Annotated in this window: 24 protein-coding genes; 22 read left to right on the forward strand and 2 right to left on the reverse strand. The window is 69.3% G+C overall.

What is annotated here, in order from left to right; all coding sequences use genetic code 11:
• Window positions 1–3: 3 nt before the first annotated feature.
• Entirely contained in the window at window positions 4–1320 is a 1317-nt protein-coding gene (locus ACWD2L_RS00300; RefSeq protein WP_351330455.1) for a hypothetical protein, read from the reverse strand.
• 180 nt (window positions 1321–1500) lie between these two features.
• Here ACWD2L_RS00300 and ACWD2L_RS00305 point away from each other — a divergent pair, with 180 nt between their 5' ends.
• The 16 genes from ACWD2L_RS00305 to ACWD2L_RS00380 all read left to right on the forward strand — a co-directional run bounded on the left by ACWD2L_RS00305 (window position 1501) and on the right by ACWD2L_RS00380 (window position 9917).
• On the forward strand, window positions 1501–2418 hold the full coding sequence (locus ACWD2L_RS00305; protein WP_451186890.1) for a tyrosine-type recombinase/integrase: 918 nt from the start codon (window positions 1501–1503) through the stop codon (window positions 2416–2418).
• Window positions 2419–2499: 81 nt separating this feature from the next.
• Window positions 2500–2814, forward strand: a complete 315-nt coding sequence (locus tag ACWD2L_RS00310; protein ID WP_451186892.1) for a hypothetical protein — start codon at window positions 2500–2502, stop codon at window positions 2812–2814.
• Entirely contained in the window at window positions 2811–3215 is a 405-nt protein-coding gene (locus tag ACWD2L_RS00315) for a hypothetical protein (protein WP_451186894.1), read from the forward strand. Before ACWD2L_RS00310 ends, ACWD2L_RS00315 begins: the two co-directional genes overlap by 4 nt.
• Window positions 3216–3227: 12 nt before the next feature.
• Window positions 3228–3551: a hypothetical protein gene (locus ACWD2L_RS00320; RefSeq protein WP_451186895.1), complete on the forward strand. Its 324-nt coding sequence runs from the start codon at window positions 3228–3230 to the stop codon at window positions 3549–3551.
• Window positions 3535–4353, forward strand: a complete 819-nt coding sequence (locus ACWD2L_RS00325) for a hypothetical protein (RefSeq protein ID WP_451186897.1) — start codon at window positions 3535–3537, stop codon at window positions 4351–4353. Before ACWD2L_RS00320 ends, ACWD2L_RS00325 begins: the two co-directional genes overlap by 17 nt.
• Complete coding sequence (locus tag ACWD2L_RS00330; protein ID WP_451186898.1) at window positions 4350–4766, forward strand: hypothetical protein; 417 nt, start codon at window positions 4350–4352, stop codon at window positions 4764–4766. The genes ACWD2L_RS00325 and ACWD2L_RS00330 overlap by 4 nt, the downstream gene beginning before the upstream one ends.
• Window positions 4763–5167, forward strand: coding sequence for a hypothetical protein (locus tag ACWD2L_RS00335; protein WP_451186900.1), 405 nt, complete (start codon window positions 4763–4765; stop codon window positions 5165–5167). The genes ACWD2L_RS00330 and ACWD2L_RS00335 overlap by 4 nt, the downstream gene beginning before the upstream one ends.
• A 50-nt stretch (window positions 5168–5217) precedes the next feature.
• Complete coding sequence (locus ACWD2L_RS00340; RefSeq protein ID WP_451186902.1) at window positions 5218–5475, forward strand: hypothetical protein; 258 nt, start codon at window positions 5218–5220, stop codon at window positions 5473–5475.
• 157 nt (window positions 5476–5632) lie between these two features.
• Window positions 5633–5890, forward strand: coding sequence for a hypothetical protein (locus ACWD2L_RS00345; RefSeq protein WP_451186904.1), 258 nt, complete (start codon window positions 5633–5635; stop codon window positions 5888–5890).
• The gene (locus ACWD2L_RS00350) at window positions 5887–6153 is read left to right on the forward strand and encodes a hypothetical protein (RefSeq protein ID WP_451186905.1); all 267 of its coding nucleotides are present in this window, start codon (window positions 5887–5889) and stop codon (window positions 6151–6153) included. Before ACWD2L_RS00345 ends, ACWD2L_RS00350 begins: the two co-directional genes overlap by 4 nt.
• Before the next feature lie 2 nt (window positions 6154–6155).
• Entirely contained in the window at window positions 6156–6383 is a 228-nt protein-coding gene (locus ACWD2L_RS00355) for a hypothetical protein (RefSeq protein ID WP_451186907.1), read from the forward strand.
• A gap of 2 nt (window positions 6384–6385) precedes the next feature.
• A complete protein-coding gene (locus ACWD2L_RS00360; protein WP_451186908.1) occupies window positions 6386–6814 on the forward strand; it encodes a hypothetical protein in 429 nt (142 codons plus the stop codon).
• Window positions 6811–7416 (forward strand): hypothetical protein, encoded by a 606-nt coding sequence (locus ACWD2L_RS00365; RefSeq protein WP_451186910.1) that lies wholly within the window; start codon window positions 6811–6813, stop codon window positions 7414–7416. Before ACWD2L_RS00360 ends, ACWD2L_RS00365 begins: the two co-directional genes overlap by 4 nt.
• Entirely contained in the window at window positions 7403–8926 is a 1524-nt protein-coding gene (locus ACWD2L_RS00370; RefSeq protein ID WP_451186912.1) for a terminase large subunit domain-containing protein, read from the forward strand. Before ACWD2L_RS00365 ends, ACWD2L_RS00370 begins: the two co-directional genes overlap by 14 nt.
• A gap of 73 nt (window positions 8927–8999) precedes the next feature.
• Window positions 9000–9248 carry a hypothetical protein gene (locus tag ACWD2L_RS00375; protein ID WP_451186913.1) on the forward strand — a complete coding sequence of 83 codons (249 nt, stop codon included), beginning with the start codon at window positions 9000–9002 and terminating at the stop codon, window positions 9246–9248.
• A 315-nt stretch (window positions 9249–9563) separates the two neighbouring features.
• On the forward strand, window positions 9564–9917 hold the full coding sequence (locus tag ACWD2L_RS00380) for a hypothetical protein (RefSeq protein ID WP_451186915.1): 354 nt from the start codon (window positions 9564–9566) through the stop codon (window positions 9915–9917).
• Between the two features lie 4 nt (window positions 9918–9921).
• Here ACWD2L_RS00380 and ACWD2L_RS00385 read toward each other — a convergent pair whose 3' ends face one another.
• A complete protein-coding gene (locus ACWD2L_RS00385) occupies window positions 9922–10476 on the reverse strand; it encodes a hypothetical protein (RefSeq protein ID WP_451186917.1) in 555 nt (184 codons plus the stop codon).
• Between the two features lie 218 nt (window positions 10477–10694).
• Here ACWD2L_RS00385 and ACWD2L_RS00390 point away from each other — a divergent pair, with 218 nt between their 5' ends.
• From ACWD2L_RS00390 to ACWD2L_RS00415, 6 genes are all read left to right on the forward strand, one after another.
• A complete protein-coding gene (locus ACWD2L_RS00390) occupies window positions 10695–11027 on the forward strand; it encodes a hypothetical protein (protein WP_451186919.1) in 333 nt (110 codons plus the stop codon).
• 3 nt (window positions 11028–11030) lie between these two features.
• Complete coding sequence (locus ACWD2L_RS00395) at window positions 11031–12803, forward strand: hypothetical protein (RefSeq protein WP_451186921.1); 1773 nt, start codon at window positions 11031–11033, stop codon at window positions 12801–12803.
• Window positions 12803–16018: a phage minor head protein gene (locus ACWD2L_RS00400; protein ID WP_451186922.1), complete on the forward strand. Its 3216-nt coding sequence runs from the start codon at window positions 12803–12805 to the stop codon at window positions 16016–16018. The genes ACWD2L_RS00395 and ACWD2L_RS00400 overlap by 1 nt, the downstream gene beginning before the upstream one ends.
• A 213-nt stretch (window positions 16019–16231) precedes the next feature.
• Window positions 16232–17002 carry a Mom family adenine methylcarbamoylation protein gene (locus ACWD2L_RS00405; RefSeq protein ID WP_451186924.1) on the forward strand — a complete coding sequence of 257 codons (771 nt, stop codon included), beginning with the start codon at window positions 16232–16234 and terminating at the stop codon, window positions 17000–17002.
• 109 nt (window positions 17003–17111) lie between these two features.
• Window positions 17112–17384, forward strand: a complete 273-nt coding sequence (locus tag ACWD2L_RS00410; protein ID WP_451186926.1) for a type II toxin-antitoxin system Phd/YefM family antitoxin — start codon at window positions 17112–17114, stop codon at window positions 17382–17384.
• Window positions 17381–17635 (forward strand): type II toxin-antitoxin system RelE family toxin, encoded by a 255-nt coding sequence (locus ACWD2L_RS00415; RefSeq protein ID WP_451186928.1) that lies wholly within the window; start codon window positions 17381–17383, stop codon window positions 17633–17635. The genes ACWD2L_RS00410 and ACWD2L_RS00415 overlap by 4 nt, the downstream gene beginning before the upstream one ends.
• Window positions 17636–17688: the final 53 nt, after the last annotated feature.

Below are 17688 nucleotides of genomic sequence, written 5' to 3' on the forward strand. Positions count from 1 at the left end.
GGGTCAGTCCTTCTTCTGCGCCGACTGCAGCGCCGTGATGCACATCGCGATCGCCGACTGCAGCTCCTCGAGGCGCTGCAACATGTCGTCCTCGACGATGTCGTCGATCTCCTCGGCGGCGACGTCGTCGAAGGTCAGCTCCTCGAACGCCTTCGTGGCCTTCTGGAGGCTGCTGTAGAACTTCGCGCGCCGCTCCTGCACCCGCAGCTCGGGGTCCTTCTCGACGGTCTCGGCGACGAGCGTGCGCACGGTGTCGTACGCCTCGCGGGCCCACTCGCCCGCCTCCTCGTCCTCGTCCAGCTCGTCGATGAGGGACAAGTGGCGCTCGGCCTCCTGGCGCAGCTCGGGGGAGGCCTCGATCTTCTGGCCCGCGGGGGTCTTGACCTGCCCCTCCTCCGCGATCCTGCGCACGTACTCGAGCTGGCCGCCGGTCTTGGTCTCCTCGGCGACGGCCTTCTTCAGGTCGTCCGTGCGCACGACGTCGCGCGCCATGCCCGTACGCAGCACCGGGTCCTCGTCGAGGCGGTCCATCAGCGCCTTGCGGGCGGCCTCGGCGGTGCCGGGGTCGGCGAGGATCGCGGCCCGCAGCGCGGTCGGGTTCTCCGCGACCTCCAGGGCCTTCGTCGGGCGGATGCCCTCGGACTCGGCGGCCGCGGTGATCGCCTGGCCACGCATCGAGGTCGCGCTGTTGCGGGACACGTAGTACGACAACCAGACGTCGGCGTCCGGGAGTTCGATGTCGGCGCCGGGCTCGAGGCCCTCGAACTGGGGGACCAGACCGTCGTCCGCCGCGCTGTCCCACGCCTTGTAGAAGCGCATGACGCGGTCGGGGGAGCAGCCCGCGAGTTCGGCGAACTTCCGGGCCGAGACCTTGACGGACTCCCCGGCGGACTGCCCGCCGGGCCGCACGCTGCGGGCCACCTTCAGGGCGAAGGCCCAGCCGCCGGTGCGGGCGTAGACGCCGAACTCGTGGGCGTCGCGGGTGATGGCCTCCGGTACGTCGCCGGGGGCGGGGTCGTCCTCGGCCGCCGCCTCGGCGTCGACCTCGGAGCTCTCCGCGAAGGGGACCTCGGTGGGCGGCGTCCAAAAGTCGCCGGACGGGCTGTCGGGCGCGCTTTCGGGGGCCGGGGCGGCGGCGTCCGGGGTATCGGTGGTCGGCGGGGTCCACATGTTCGTGGTGTCCCAGGGCTCGGCCGTCTCCTCGTTCGCGGGCGCGGCGGGGCCGGCGTCAGGGGCGACGGCCGGCGCGGGCACGGGCTCCGCGGGAACGTCGTCGCCGGTCGGGATGGCGGCGTCGGACGAGTCGATGGCTACGGACACGTATGCAGCATACGCAGGTCAGTTCGCCGCCGCGGGATAGGGGCGTCACGGCGTGTCACGAGGACGGGTTCTCAACGCTGCTGGCCAGGGACTTATGTCTGACTTATTCGAGGACTGTTCCCGGTGGCTTGAATCTTTCGCCTCTCAACCAAGGCAAATCAACACGCGACCGTGGGACCTATGACATTTCCTGCCAACGACCACGTACCCGCATCCACCGCTGCCATTGGTCACCGATCGGGATTCGTTGCCCTGCGCGACCCGCTGAACGTGGCGATCAGCGCATGGCGCAGTCAGATGCGCACCGACTCGTACTCCGAGAAGACGATCAAGCTCCGCTCCGGAGTCCTCCTCAAGATCTGCACCGATCAGAACGTCCCGGACGGCCGCCTCAAAGAGGCCCACGTCCGCGACTTCATCGACGACGGCGACTACATGCCGAACACCGTCCTCGCCTACCTCCGCGCCCTGCGGAAATGGGGCCAGTTTTTCGGCATCGACGACCCCACGGCCCGGATACGAAGGCCCCGCACCCCCGAATTCGTCCCCCGCCCGGTCACCGAACCGCAGCTCGATGTCCTGCTGGCATCCGCGAACCCCCGCATGGCCGCCTGGATCAAGCTCGGCGCCTACACCGGGCTACGCGCCTCCGAGGTCGCCAACCTGCGGGGCTCACAGTTCTACGACCAGGGCACGAGCATCACCCTCTACGTGCAGGGCAAGGGCGACAAAACCGCGTCACTGCCCATAGCCCGCCACGTCGCCGACACGATCCGCCCGTTCATCGGCACCAGCGAACGGCTGTGGGACGTCAACCCCGTGTACGTGTCCCAGCAGTTCCGTCTCTACTCGCAGTCCCTCGGCCTCAACCTCGGGTTCCACCAGAACCGGCACCGGTTCGGGACGATCCTCTACAAGACAACCCGGGACCTGCTGATGACGCAGCGCCTCATGAGGCACGCGTCGCCGAAACAGACGACCGCGTACGTCCTCGTCTCCGACGACGCCGCACCCATCGTCGATTCCCTGCCCAGTTTCAACACCCTCGCCGCCCCGGACGGCCCCGCCGACACGTGGTCGGTGCGCATGTCCTACTAACCCGCCGCCCCTCTTGGTGCCTGCCCGCACGCCGACCGCAGACAGGCACCCCCACCGCCCTCACCGGAAGAGAACCCGCCCGTGACCGACATCCCGCCGCCCGGCATGCAGGGCCCCGAGACGCTGATCGCCGAACTGTCCGAAGGCATCGCCGAGCTTCAACGAGCCGTCAGCGAAGCCGACTTGGCGCGCACGACGTGGCTCGCCCTCGCCATCGCCGAACAAGCCCAAGGCTGGGCGTCGCGCGCCGTCAACGTCGACGACACCACCGACGAACGCCGCTTCCGCTCGATGGACGGTCTCCTCGTCGACTCCGTCGGCGCCGTCATCGAAGCGTCCGAGGTCCGCTTCCCGCGGCTCACCGACGCGTTCGCCCGCGCCCAGGTCACCGGATGAACACCGCCGCCCTCATCGACACCGGCCCGCTCGGCTACCTCGACCGGCACGGCACCCTCGTGTGGTCCCCGGCCCGTACGTGGCTGCTCGACGACGACGGCGGCACCGTCGTCACGGTCCTCACCGGCCCCCAGGCCGTCGCCGAAGCCTCCGCAGTGCGCACGCTCCTGGAATCAGGCATCTACCGCGGCAAACTCGTCCGCATCATCGAGCACCACACCGACGAGGCCGGCCACCCCTCGTACGCCGAGCAGTGGCGCAGACCCGATACCACCATCCACCGCCGCCCGATAGCCGCCGACACCCTGCGCGCGCTGCTCGGGCCTCTCCTCGACGCCACCACCCCGACCGGGCCGGTCGTCGACGGCACCTACACCTCGGCCCTGACCACCGGGCGGTGAACGGTCGTGGTCGTGGCGCGGCTCGTCGACTCCACCCCCACACGGGGCGGCGTCGGCACCGCGACATGGATCACCGCCACCGGCGTCAGGGTGCAGGTTTCAGCCAAGATCCCCACCCGTCCCACCAGCGGGCACGGTACAGCGCAGGAAGTTATCCCCGATGCCCAGTTCGCCCTGGGCGCCGACCACCGCTTCCACGCCGTGCACGCCGACGGCAGCACCACACCCGTCACCGACCGGCACGTCTGTGACCTGCTGGAACGCCCCGCCGACTACCTCCGCAGTCTCCTCGCCAGTCTTGACCAGGAAGGCCCCACCCATGGCAATCGCCTTTGAGCGCACCGAGATCACTCCGGCTATGGCCGCAAAGTGGCTGGCCGAGGCCAACAGCCACAACCGCGGCACACGTCCGGACCGCGTCGAGGCGTACGCACGCGACATCCTCGCCAAGACATGGCTGGAGAACGGCGACGCCCTCCGGTTCGACGAGAACGGCGTACTGCTCGACGGACAGCACCGCCTGGCAGCGATCGTCGAGGCCGACAAGGCGATACCCATGTTCGTCGTCACCGGCCTGCCGCCCGAGGCGCAGGAGACCATGGACTCCGGTATCCGCCGCACCCTGTCCGACGTGTTGCAGTTGCGCGGCGAGATCGACGTCCACACGCTGGCAGCCGTCGTCAGGCGCGCACTGACCTACACGCACTACTCAGGCGACCGCATGCACGGCTTCACCCGCCGCGACACGTTCACCGCCGCCGAGTGCCTGGACTTCCTGAACAGGCACCCCGAACTGCGGTCGTACACCAAGCACGGCAAGACGATTGCCCGGTCGTGCTTCATCCCTGCCTCGGCCGTCGGTGTCGCGTACTGGCTCTTTGACCGTCTCGACGGCCCGGACACGTCCGAGTTCATGGCGCGCCTGCAAAGCGGCGCCAACATCGACGACACCGACCCCGTCTACCAACTGCGCAGCCGTGCCCAGCAGATGCACCGGGGGACCGCCCGCTACCCGACCTACCACTACCTCGCGCTCACCATCAAAGCGTGGAACGCCTACCGGCTCGGCCAGACCGTCACTGCCCTGTCCTTCCGCTCCGGCGGAGCCGCCCCCGAGCCCTTCCCGGAGCCGAAATGACCAGCGTCGACCCTGCCCAGTGGCGGGCTGCTGCCGACGCCATCGACGCCGAGTACACCGGCCCCGGCATCGACGTGGAGGTCCGGTACGCCGCCGCCTACCTACGCCGCCAGGCCGACCAGGCCGCCCAGGACCAGGCCCGGCCGCCGAACGTGAACTACGTGGTCGAGGTGTACGACGACGTCGCCGAGGAGTGGGTGATCAGCAACTCCCGCACCACCGACCTGGACAAGGCCACGGCCACGATGCGCGGGCATCAAGGCCGCTGGGGCCGCGCTGCCCGCGTCGTAGGGGTCGTCGAGACGCACACCGTCATTGCCGAGGCCGACGGGCAGGCATGCACGTGCGGCGCGGCGGGGGACTGTTTCGTTCCGGCCGGGCACTACGCCGACTGCCCCGAGGCCGTCCGGTGAAGCCGTGGCGGCCCTACGTGCCCGTGTTCTGCACCTCGATGGCGTTGACGGCGATTGTCGTCAACGTCGGCAACCCGCTGGGCATGGCGGCGAGCGGACTGGCGGTCGCTATCCAGCCGTTCGTCTGGCGCAGTGACCATCGCGCCTACCTGGCCCGCCGCAGCAGAAGGGACCGACTCATGAACGACCGTATGCCTGTTGACCTCGTCGACGCCCCGCGCCAGGCGTGGGTGACGCTCCACGACGGCGAGCGCGTCGACTGCACCATCGTCCGCACCGGGCCGCGTGAGTGGTCGGCTACCCCGGTCCGGGACGTTGCCGTGACCGACGTCGCTTCGGCGTGCGTCGACCAGATACCCGCTTACGCCGACGTGGCGTTCGCACTGCGCACGTCCGAGTAACCACCGCATACGCACTGGGGGTTGTTGTTGTGGAATCAGAGCAGATCGTCTTGAACCGGTGGCACGGCAAGCACACCAAGGCGAAAGCGTGGCAGGCGTGCACCGAGACGGCGCAGGCCATCACGGCGGCGGGTCTGGCTCGCCGGTACGGCGTGAAGGTCGACCGGCGCCGGTACGTCAACGGCCGGTTCCGTGACGTCGAGTACCGCTTGGTGCTCGTCGACCGCACGCCCGACGAGCCGAGGCCGGCCGCTGTCGAACGCCTCTACCGGCGGTGCAGGGGGCCGCGGCTCGTGCGGAGCGCGTAGGGCGGGGCCGGTTGTGGGGGTGGCGCGTGCAGAAACGTTTGTGCGTTGCGTGCGCGCACCCTCACGCTAGGTGGGTTTCTACAAGGATTTGCCCCAGGGCGCGGCGAATTTACGCGTTCCTTTGTCGAAAACCGACAGTGATCGCGACAATACTCAGATGAAGTGGCCCGACACGCACACCGCCCGGATCACCCTCGCCGCCGCCGTGTTCGCCGCAGCAGTCGGCACCTACGCACTGTGCACCTCGGTCTTCAACTGGCCAGCCGTCCACGTCGCCCAGGCCGCAATGATCGTGCTGATCCTCCTCGCCGCCACCGGTCTCTGCCTCACCGTCTACGAGGCCGCCGAGGACCGCACCCACACCGACAACCCCGAGCCCGCACCCGAGCCCGAGCCGGTGGGGGAGGACACATGAAACCCACCGTGTGCCGCGCCGTCCACTTTGTGGCCTACGGGAGCCTCAAGGGCACGTCGCGCTGCCGCGCCGCCGTCATCACCGAAGTCCACGGCCGCGCCACGGACCCGATCACCCTCGACGACACCGGCCCCTGGAACGTCGCCCTCACCGTGTTCCACCCCAACGGCTGGACCATCGAAGACGTCTGCCTTCAGGACGAGGCCCCGGACGGCGATCACCGGCCCGGCTCGTGGCACTGGCCCGAACGCGTCGGCGAGTAGCCGTGGCCCGCCGCGAGCGCCGCACCGGTCAGGACGCCTACATACCCGGCAACCTCCTCGACTGGACCGACCACACCCACTGGGCCCGGACCGAGAAACCGTGCCGGTACTGCGGCGAGTCCACACAGCTCCGCGACTCCCGCCGCGCCCCCGCCCACAAGACGTGCGCCGAGGCCGCCCTGACTGAACGGGCCGCCGAAGCCGCCGACGCCCTACAGATCGGAACCTGACCGTGGATGACGACGACCTCGCGCAGCACACGATGAACGCCATCGTCGCCGCCCTCGACGGCAACGACGAGGGCGTCGGCGAGGCCCTCGACACCATCGCCGCCACCGAAGACCCGTACACCATGTACGCGGCGTGCTGCGGGTTCGCCGAGATCGCCCGCCAGTCCATGGTCAAGCTGTACGGCGCCGCCCCGGACACGGACGCCGGGGACATGTGGCAGGCAATACCCCGTGAGGACAGGGACCTCGAACCGGCCTCGCTGTTCGCGATGCGGTTCATCGTCGCCTACGCCAACAACGACCCCGACCTCCCGCCCGCCCTGTACCGGGCCGCCCTCCAAGCCTCCGCCGAGGAGTTCACCGACTCCGTCCTGTGTCTCCTCCTCGACACCGCACGACTCCTCAAAGCGATGCGCGAGGCGGCGGCATGACCACGGGGGACACGCCGATCACCTTCACCGACGACGGCCGGGAACTGTGGGACCAGCAGACCGGCGAGTCCGACGCCCAGTACCGCAGGTACACCCGGTACCAGCTCCTCGGTGGCGCCCGGTCCGTGCGCGCGGTCGCCGAGGAAATCGGCATGTCCGCCTCGTACCTGCACAACATCGCCCACCGCTACCGGTGGCGCGAACGCGCCAAGGCATGGGACCGCGAACAGGACCGCCTGTTCCTCGACAAGCTCGCCGACGAGCGAAAACGCATCGTCGACGAACAGCTGAAGCTGTCGCGGAGCATGCTCGTCAAGGTCGCCGCCCGGCTCAAGGATCTCAACCCCGACGAACTCACCCCCGGCGACCTCTCCCGGTGGGCGCAGGTTCTCACCCAGATCCAGCGACAGGCCCTCGGCGAGCCCGACCGGGTCGCCGTCTCCGGCACGCCGGGCGCCGCCCCCATCACCGTGACCGCCGTCTCGGCGGACCCCGCCGCACGAGCCCTTCAGTTCGAGGAACTGCGCACGTCCCTGGAACACGCGATAGCCACCCCGATCGGCGAACTTGACCCCGCGGAGCTGCTCGATGACGACGATTGAGGAAGCCGAACTCCGGGCCATGCGCCGCCAGTACGCCGCGCACGCCGCCATGACCTCGCCCGCGAAGATGGGCCGCTACGTCATCGGCCGGCCATTCCACATCCGCGCTCACACGAAGGTCATAGACGACGAGCTGTCGCGGCTGACGACGGACTCCGGGGACCGGCTGCTGATTACAACGCCCCCGCAAATTGGCAAATCGACCCTTGTGTCCGAGTTGCTGCCGCTTTGGTGGCTGGCCCACCACCCGCGCCACCGCGTCTCCATCGCCTCGTACGCGGCCAGTCTCGCCGTGAAGAAGGGGCGCGCCGTGCGGCAGCTGGCGGGCGCGAGCGGCGCCGCCTTCGGTCTTCACCTCCAGGCGGGCGCCCAAGAGGTCTACGACTGGTCCCTCACCACGGACGGTGGTGTTCGAAGTGTCGGAATCGGAGGGGGACTTACCGGGCATTCATCCCACCTCGGCATCGTCGACGATCCGCATAAGGACCGCGCCGAAGCCGACTCCCCCCTCATGCGCCAGAAGGTGTGGGACTGGTGGTCGTCCGTCTTCCTGTCCCGCCTCAAGCCCGGCGCCCCAATAGTGATGATTTTGACGCGTTGGAGTGAAGACGACCTCGCCGCCCGCGTCCTGCACCACGAAGGCCGCGCCGACGAGGGCGGCCGGTGGCGCGTCCTCGACCTCGAAGCCATCGCCTCCGGCCTCCACCCCGACCCCCTCGGCCGCGCCCCCGGCGCCCCCCTCACACACCCCGAGATCGACGACGACGACCGCGAAGCCCTCCTCGCGCACTGGGAAGACAAGCGCCGCACCTCCACCCCACGCGACTGGGCCGCCTTGTATATGGGCAGGCCGACCCCCGCCGAGGGCGGCCTGGTCGACGCCGAGCTGATGCGTCAGCGAACCCACCTCGCCCCGCCCCCGGCGACCCGGTCCGCGGTCGCCATCGACCCTTCCGGCGGCGGGCACGGCGACACTGCCGGAATCGTGGCCGGCCACCTCGCGGACGACGGCAAGGTGTACCTCACCCACGACCGCACCGGCTTCATGTCGTCCGACAAGTGGGCCCGCAAAGCGTGCCTGTTGGCGATCGAGGTCGACGCCGACCGGATCTGTTACGAAACCAACTTCGGCGGCGATCTAGTGAAGATCGCCATTAAGGCCGCATGGGACGCCCTTCAGCAAGAGGGCGCCATTGAGAAAGACCGCATGCGCCCGTACCTCCACGGCGTCCACGCACGAAAGGGCAAGCTCCTCCGCGGAGAACCCATCGCCCAGGCCATCCGCGAGGACAACGTCCGACTAGGCGCGCAGCTACCGGAGTTGGTAGCGGAGTGGTGCCAGTGGACCGCAGACGCCCACATGTCGCCGGGCCGCATCGACGCGTCCGTCTACCTCGTCAAGGAACTGATGCCCCCGCCCGGAGCCGCCCGCCGCGGCATGCAGACCGCGGCCGGTGTGAGCCGCGACCAGTTCCCCGCCGGAACCCAGCAGCCCCGCCGCCCCTACTAGCCGCGTGTGCCCCGGCCCCGTGGCCGAATGCGCCCTACCGTGCGCCTGCCGCGCACCGGAAGACTCCCCGGTCATGGATGACAACTCGCCCAAGAATTTGGACAGTTCGAACGCCTACTACCGGGGCACCGTCGCGGGGCTGTTACAGCTCGTCGTCGACCGCGTCGCCGAGCTGCGCAAGCACAACACCGAAGGCACGATCGTCACAGACGAGGCCCAAGCCGCGATCCGTGACCTCACGCTGAATGCCAGCCTGGTGGATACCGCCGTAACCGAGCTGCGGCTGCGCGCGGAGACAGCCGCACTCATCGAGGACGACTAGACTCGCGCCCCCGGTCGCCGTTGTCCAGACACCCACGACCCGATCCAAAAGGGGCTCGGCCGGTGGGAGCGGCCGGGCCCCTGTGTGTGAGACACGCAACGAACCCTCTTGATCAATTTCCGCCGCGCCCTGCCAGCCGCCTAACGTCCCCCGGACACATCAACAGCCGGGGGGCTTATCAAGCGGGAGCAAGACAGTGACCCACCTGGCATACGGCTTTAGGTACAGCGGCGGCGAGCCGGTCTCGAACTGGGTGGGGATACCGCTGCTCGTCCTGATGGCCGCTGTCTGCGTCTGGGCCCTCTGGCCGCGCAAGTGACCGCCCATAACGTCCTGGTCCGGGCCATGTACGCACTGGTCTTCGGTGGCATGGTCGCCTACGTCGCCCAGGGTCTGTTCCACGAAGGCTGGGTGTCCGCGGCCTTCGGCGTGGTCACCGTCGCCGTCTGCGGCGTCTGGAACCTGCGCCGGGCCACAGTGCAGCGTGACCGGCACCTCGGCCGCACCGGCACCCATCTCAGCCGGTTCCTGCTCACCCGTACCGGCCTCGTCCTCGGCCTGGTCGTGCTTGCGCTGTGCGTGGCCCTCGTCATCGCGACCGGCGACGACACGTGCCCCTCGATGGACGCTGCCGGGAAGTGCCGCATGCCCCGCCACATGAACTGGTAGCCCTTTACAGGGGGATGACTCCGGGGTTCGCCGCGACGGGGAGAACGCGCCGTTTCAACCGGGTCTGGAAGATCTCTTGTTCGTAGGCGGCCCGCAGCAGGCAGACCACCGAGTTGACCGTGCGTTTCGACAGGCCGTTCCCTTGCTGGCCTCCACACGTGGACAGGTAGTCGGTCACGTCTTGGACGTCGTCCTCGGTGAGGCGCCGCGCGGGGCTGTCGCCGATGAGTTCACGCACCGGCAGGAGGGACCGGCGGTAGTTCTCCCGTGTCCGCGGGGCGCAGGCCAGCGACATCAGGTAGTTGTCCAGGATCTCGTTCACGAGTGGCCCGGCGAGGAGCATGTGGGCGAGGGCCTGCGCGCACGCCTCCGCCGATTCGTAAGGGCCGGTGCGCGGCTGTCGGCGGCGGCCGTCGGGCAGGCGCAGGGACTCGTATCGCGCGTACCAACCGCCGTGGCCGTCCTCGGGCAGTCGCGGGCATCGCTTCCCCATGAGGCGCTTCGTGCCGGGAACCCGGCACGAGCAGGCCTTGTACGGCTTCGGGATACCTCTGCTCACCGCTTCCCCTGCCCCTTCCTGTGGACACGAAAGGGCCCCGGCTGCCGTGGGATTCGCCGGGGCCCTTCCGCCTGTGTGGACACACCCCCTGGGCACGACCACCAGGGCACCACTGAGCGATGCAAGCTCTATGACCGTAAGCCGGGTTGTGGGGTTCCGACAAGCCCGACCAACGCCAATCATCACAACTCAGCGTGCATGGACGGCATACTGCCCGTATGCCGCTCTTTCTTCAGTTGCTGCTCACCGCCGTGATTGTGTTCGGCGCGTCAGCCCGCATCACCCGCATTCTGGGAGCGGACAAGATCACCGCCCCTCTGCGGGCCAAGCTCACCGTTTGGACAAAGTCCACAAGAGCCGCTGACTTCCTCGTCTGCCCGTGGTGCTGCGGATTCTGGGTATCCCTCGCCGTCACCTACATAGCGTGGCTGGTCAACAGCTTCCCGATCCTCGACGCGCAGTTCGGACTCGGCGCCGTCGGCCTCGCCTTCGGCACCTCCTACTTCGTGGGGCTGCTCGCCGATCTCGAAGAAGACGACGGAGGCGAGTAGCCGATGGCGCGCGGACGATTCGCACACCGCACGCCCCAAGCCACCTCCTTGGCGCCGACGCGCACGATCGTTTCGTCAGCCGCCCGGATCAAGCGGGACCAGTACCGGGTGGCGTTCAAGGACCGCCCCGAGGCCGCCGAAGCATGGAAGTACTACCGCCTGGGCCTGGTGCGGTTCGGGGTGGGATGGCTCGCCGCCGCCTGTTCCCGCGCCCGCCTGTTCATCGGCCGCATCGACCCCGACGGCTCCGGCGACCCCGAGCCCGTCGACGACGCCCGAATACAGGCCGTCATCAACGGATTCGCGGGCGGCCAGCAGGGTCAGTCGCAGCTCATCGAACGCATGATCATCCACCTTCAGGTGGTCGGCCAGACGTTCCTCGTCCGCATCGAAGACCCCGACACCGGCAAGACGCGCGAGGTCGCGGCGACCGCCTCCGAGGTCGAGCGCAAGGGCAACGACGTCCGCCTCATCCTCGACGAGAAAACCAGGGTGCCGCTCACCGAAGACGGCGTCACACGCATCTGGAACCCCGACGAGGTCCAGGCGTGGCTGCCCACGTCCACGGTGTTCAGCATCCTCGACGAGTGCAGGCAGCTCCGCGCCCTCAACGCCCACATCCTCGCCACCGCCGACTCCCGTCTCGCCGGGGCGGGGATCCTCACGTTCCCCGAGTCCGCGACGATCGCCTCGCCGACGCAGGGCGACAGGCAGCAGGTCCTCGAAGACGCCGACATGAACGCCCTGGTGGAAGCGTTCATGACGCCGCTCGAAGACCGCTCGTCGGCCGCCGCGGTCGTCCCGGTCGTGATCCGCGTGCCGGACGAGTCGGTGAACGGCATCAAGCACATCACCACCGACACCCCGTTCGACGCGATGATCCCCGACCTCATCGAGACGGCAAGGAAGAACATCGCCCTGGCTTTGGATGCCCCGCCGGAAATTGTCCTCGGCATCGGCGAGACGAATCACTGGAACGCCGAAGCCGTCGACAGCCAATCGATCCGCGTGCACATACAGCCGAACTTGCAGACCATCACCTCCGCGCTTACCTCCGAGTGGCTCCCGTACGCCATGGAAGCCGCCGGACTCACCTACACCGATGACCTTGTCGTGTGGGCCGACGTCTCCGACCTCACACAGGAACCCGACCGCTCCGAGACGGCACTCGAACTGTTCAAGATCGACGCCATCAGCAACGAAGCACTGCTACGGGCAACGGGGTTCACGGACTCGGACGCGCCGACCGAGGACGAGCTACGCCACCAGTTGATGGTCAAGCTCGCCGAGACCCCGCAGGGCGCCTCCATGGTCGCCGCGTACCTCGGCCTGCCCGTCCAAGCCACCGACAGCACCACCACGACCACCACGCCCGCGGCCGAGGAGGTCGACGCCGAACCAGCCCAGGGCGAGATCGAGCCGACGGCCGGCCGTCCCGAGCTGACCACCGTGGCGGCGGCGTCGTGGGACATCGGACGCTGCGAGATGGCCGTCATGCGCGCCCTCGAACTCGCCGGGAAACGGCTCCTGACGGCGCCGGTGCGGGGGCAGTGCCGCAACGTGAAGCCGTGGGCGCTCCACACCCAGTTGCGTGCGGACGTGAAAGACCTCGACCGCATCATGTCCGGGGCCTGGGACACCGTCCGCGAACTCGGCGCCCCGGACCAGGTCGTGGCCACCCTCGACACCTACACGCGCGGCCTCATAGCCACCGGCACCCCGCACACCACCTACCGCCTCGGCACGGCCCTCACGACCCGCAGGACGGCGGCCTGATGGCGTCCGAGCAGATCGAGCGGGAATGGCTGCCCCGCGTCACACAGGCCGTCCGCAAGGCCGTCGCCTGGTTCCTCGGCCGGTCCGCGGGCCGCGCCCGCGACGCCGCCCGAGCGGCCACCGAGAGCCGCCCCTACGACCTCACCACCGGCATGCCCACCCAAGACGACTTCACCGACGAACTGTTCACCGACCTCGAACCCGCCCTCGGCGACGTGTTCTCCGACGGATTCTGGGACGCCCTCGACGACCTCGGCGCCACCACCGACACCGACACCACCCCCTACGACCCCGGCACCGGCACGCCCAGCACGGCAGGGGGCCCGCCGGGCGTGCGCGACGTGTACGGCGGCACCGAAGCCCAAGAACGCCAGGTGTACCTGGCATCCGTCCACGACCGACTGTCCACGTCGCAGTGGGCGCCCGGCGTCTTTGACGACATCCGCACTCTGCTCATGCAGTCCGTCGAACAGGGCTGGACCCTCGACGAAACCGTTGACGCCATCGCGCCCGTACTGGACCCCGACGGCGACGTTCACCGGTCGTGGATCGAGCGCGTCGCAGTTAGTGAGCTGCACGGCGCCTACTCGGCCGGCACCTATGCGGCGGCGATTGCCGAGGGGCAGGCAGGCGGCGGCGTCATGCCCACCCTCGTCTGGTTGGCGACGCTCACGGACGAGCGCACGCGCATTCCGCACCGGGTAGCTCATGGCCAGCGGGTGAAGGCCGGTCAGCCGTTCATCGTCGGCGGCGAGCCCCTCCGCTATCCGGGAGACGTCCTGGGAAGCCCGGCGAACACGATCCGTTGCCGATGCTCACTCGCTGTAATGCATGCCGATCTGCCCGTAACCGCTTCAGGAGGCCCGTCCATGGACCGGCACATGCACTGGGAAGGGCCGCTCGCGCCACTCGACACTATGACCGCCGACCGGCGTCTACTCGCTGCCCCGGCCGACGAGGCGCGCACCCGCCCTATGCCGTTGCCGCTGCTGTTCCAGCCCAGCCTGGAGGACGAGCACCGAGGGGCGCTGTGCGTCGGCGTTATCGACACCGTCGACGTGCGAGACGGACAACTGTGGGGGACCGGCCGGTTCGACACCGCGAACCCCGAGGCCGCCGACGTCGCGCGCCGCGTCGACGAGGGCTTTCTCGGCTGGGTGTCGGTCGACCTGGACGACGCCACCTACGAACTCGCCTACGACGAGGCGGGGGAGCCGTACGACTCGGCCGCCGACTGGCGCCTCATGGGCGCCACCCTCGTCGCCCATCCCGCCTTTGCCGACGGCGCGAAGATCCACACCACCAGCCCCGAGGCTTCCGAGGAGGACGCCGTGCCTGTTACCGCTGACTGCTCGTGCAGCCCGTCCCAGACCACCTACGCCGACAACCCGTTCCCGCCCAAGGCAGACAGCACGGGCGAGGCCCCGAAGTCGTCCCCGACTGGGTCCGGGGACAAGCCGGACCAGGAGGCCGCTGCCCCCTGGTCCGGCAAGCACCTCGTCATCAAGCTCGGCGACCAGACCTACGACGCCGAGTTCACCAAGGACGCCGTCACCGTGGACGGCGCAAAGGTGCCCCTGGACACCGCCAAGCCGGGCGAAACCGCCGATGAGTTCACCGTCGGCTGGACGAACGGGGACGGAAGTGGGGTTGAGGCGGACATCGACCTCGCCGAGGGCACCGTGGACGGGCTGCTGATCAGCGCCGACGACGGCACCGAGACCGAGGTCAGCGGCACCGTCAAGACCGCCGCCGACGACAAGCCCAAGGACGACGACGCGAAGGCCGACGGTGAGGGGAAGGCCCCGCAGAAGGGCGTCAACCCGTTCCCGCCCAAGACCGCCGCGCACGCCGCCGTCCGCCGCCCTGCCGTGCGGACCCGCCTGCACCGCACCGGCCGCTACGACCACCCCATTGCGGCGGCGGCCGGCCCTCTCGCGCCCCCGGCAGACTGGTTCGAAAACCCGCAGCTCGACGCGGCGGCGCCGATCACGATCACCGACGACGGCCGCGTGTACGGGCACCTCGCAGCGTGGAAGACCAACGGCGCCGACACCTGCCACACCGGCTCGCGCCCCGGCACCTGCACCACCGTGCCGCACAGTTCGTACGACTACGCCTATTTTCATGTCGGGGCCGTGCGTACCGACGACGGGCGAGACATGGCCGTCGGCAACCTCATCGTCGACACCGACCACGCGTCGATGTCCGCGGACTACCGCACCGCCGGAGCGCACTACGCCCACACCGGGGCCGCCGTCGCCGCCGTCCGCGCGGGCGAGGACGCCCACGGCATCTGGGTCTCCGGCAGCGTCCTGCCGCACGTGAGCGACGAGCAGATAGCCACCCTGCGCCGCGCCCCCCTATCCGGCGACTGGCGCTCGATCGGCGGCAACCTCGAACTGGTGGCCGCGCTCGCCGTCAACAGCCCTGGGTTCCCGGTGCCGCGCGCCCGCGTCGACGAGTACGCCCGCACCGCATCCCTCACCGCGGCCGGAGCCCTCATCCACGACGACGACACGATCACCACGGCGTCCGTCGCCGCCGAGGTCGTCCGCCGCCTCGACGAGCGCGAAGCCACACGCGCCCGCCACCAGGCCGCACTCTCCCTCGCCGACACCGTCCACGCCTCCGTGCGCCTCGCCCGCCAGCAGCGCGCACAGCAGTTCGCGAAGCCCGTCGTGCGCGCACGGCGCGCCCGAGCGGCCCACTTCGCGAAGGTCGCCGGGGTCGGCGCCGACGACGGCAAGGAGTCCTCCCCGGCCACTGACACCGCTGGGGGAGTGGAGCTATCGGAGGACGACGTCGCGTTCATCGCCGACGTCCTCGGCCTCGACGCCACTGACGTGCAGGCCGTCGAGCTGACCGAGGACGAGGCCGCCGAGGTTCTGGCGATCCTCGCCGCCGACGATGAGGACACCGACGGTGATGACGGGCTACTCGCCGCGCATGCTCCCGCCCGTGACGATGTCCAAGATGTCGGATTCGCGAACTGGGTTGAGAAGACCGGCGGCCTAAATCCGTACATCCGTCGTATAGCGAAGCATCTCCGGGCCAAAGGTATGACTCAGTCGCACGCCATCGCGTCCGCCGTCAACACCGTCAAGCGGTGGTGCCGAGGCGGCGGCGGGAACGTGAAGCCGGACACGAGGGCTAAGGCGTGCGCCGCCGTCGCCGACTGGGAGCGGGCCAAGGCCCAAGCCCGCGCGACCTGAACCGACCAACCACCCTCAAAAGAAGGAGACCGGACAAGTGGGATGCGGCTGCGGAAAGCGCTCCAAGAGCCAGGCCACGGTGTGGCGCGTCACGTGCACCGGACAGGCCCCGAAGAACTACGCGACCGAGCTAGAGGCCAGGGCTGCCCTCGCGGTCTGTAAGGGGAGTGGGACGTACACGAGCGCCCGCGCCAACTCGTCCGCCAAGGCGGCATGACGGGCGTGCGGGGCGAACGCTCGCGCACGTCCACGTTGACCGTCGGCGAGATCAGCCCGGAGGCGGCCGATGAGGCGTGCACCCGCTGGCACTACTCGGCGACGACCTCGCGCGGCGTCGCGGTCGTGCACGGGGTGTGGGAGGCCGAGGTGTGGCGCGGTGTGTTGATGTACGGGCACGGCTCCAACCGCAATATGGCGCGCCCCTTCGGTGTCACCGTGCATGAGGCTGCCGAGCTGACGCGGATCTGCCTGGAGCGGCACACGGTGCCGCTCACGGCGATTCTGTCCCGCTCGGTGCGGCTGCTGCGCCGCCACAATCCTGGCTTGCGCGTGATCGTGTCCTATGCGGACCCGGCCGAGGGGCATCACGGCGGCGTCTATCAGGCGGCCGGGTGGACGTACACGGGTACGGCGACGTCGCAGGGCGGCTACGAGCCCGCGCACGTGGTGCGCGGGCGTCTCTACCATCCCCGCGCAGTGCGGAAGAAGGGGTGGAAGAACAACACGCTGTGGCTGCGGGAGAACGTCGACCCCGACGCACAGCCCGTCGTTCACGAGCCCAAACACCGCTACGTGCTCGGCCTCGACCGCCGGATGCGACGACGGGTCGCCGCGCTCGCCCTGCCGTACCCGAAGACGGACCGGCGGCCCTCGTACAAGCCGTGCGGGAGGTGCTCCCCGCGGCTCGACGTCCCCACAGAGCACGCCCCGGCTCCGGCCCCGCCGTCGCCGGTCGAGGGGCAACTCGCCTTCACCGTCGACTAGTGCGCCCTCATGGCCGAGGGCCCCACCCGTTGGCCTGTGGCGGGTGGAGCCCTCTCGTGCGCGACGCCCCCTTGTGTACTCCTGCTGTAATGTTCCGTACACTGGGATTATGTCTACGTATCCGATCGCGGAAGCACGCGGCCAGCTCGGCGAACTCGCCCGCCGCGCCGCCCAGCACGAACACATCGTTCTCACCGACCGGGGCGTCCCCACCGCCGTCATCGTCTCCCCGGCCGAACTCGAAGACCTCGAAGACTCCCTCGCCGTCACCCGCCTCGAACGAGACCGCGCACTGGGCCTCGACCGGCCCGCAGTCCCGCAGGCCGAGGCGCGCAAGATCCTCATGAAGGCCGCAGGGCTCACGGAGGATGACGTTCGTTGACCTGGCACGTCCAGTGGGAACCCACCGCCATAGATGAAGCGGCGGGTTTCCTCAAGAACGACCCCCAGACCATGGCTCAGCTCATCAGGGCAACCGACGCACTCGCCGAGAACCCGCGTCCGGCAGGCTCCACCGCGTGGGGCACCAGCCACCGCCGACTGCGCATCGCCGCGTGGCGCGTCCTGTACCGCATCGACGCGGAAGCCGAGACGCTGCACATCGAGCACATCGGACGCCGCCCCTTGGACTAGCAGCAACACGCCGGGGCCCCCGCAGCCAGCAACGGAAAAGGGACCCCGGCACT

Source organism: Streptomyces sp. NPDC002754 (genome assembly GCF_053592315.1).